A 678-nucleotide genomic window follows, 5' to 3' on the forward strand; every position below is an offset into this window, starting at 1 on the left:
CAATATTCATATTGCCGGGACAAATGCTTATGGTATTTCTGCAACGGGAAATTCGACACTGAACCTGAGTAATACCCATATTACACTGGGGAACAGAATGAATGAAGGGATCGATATTACGGGCGGAACGCTTAATGGGGATGGCCTGGTATTAACGGCCAATAACCCCACCGTGTTGAATATGATAGAAATTTCTAAACATGCTCAAGCGACGCTAAAGGATTCCCAAATTACGCTTAATGGTCTGAGCTCCAGTTTTGGTATTCATGTTAATGACGCAACGCTGAATGCAACAGGTTTGATTATTAATGCGAGTAATCTGGGGCAGGGGATTTTGGTTGAAAAGAGCAGCCAGGCCGGTTCTGCGTTGACCCTGAATGACAGCAGTATCAGCACGACCGGGAGAACCGCCACCGCGATATCGACTCTCGGACAAAGTGTTCTCAATAACGTGACTATCAACACCAGCGGTGATTTTGCCCATGGCTTGAGTCTGGAATATGCCGGATCGGCGGAGGTTAACGGCGGTCATATTGAGACGTCTGGTTCTGCTGCTTACGGTATCTGGACGACAACCAGAGATTCCTTGCTGCAGGTGAAGGATACCGTGTTCAGCATTTCAGGTGAGAGCGGTATCGCGGTGGCGGCACAGGGCGGTAAAGCGTCACTCGACAATAT

1 pseudogene is annotated in these 678 nt (G+C 48.4%); it reads left to right on the forward strand.

Annotated features, from left to right (window positions below):
• Positions 1-97: 97 nt before the first annotated feature.
• A pseudogene (locus WH277_RS02670) lies at positions 98-678 on the forward strand (hypothetical protein); the annotation flags it as partial.

The organism is Erwinia sp. MYb416 (genome assembly GCF_037479575.1).
Classification (GTDB): domain Bacteria; phylum Pseudomonadota; class Gammaproteobacteria; order Enterobacterales; family Enterobacteriaceae; genus Erwinia; species Erwinia rhapontici.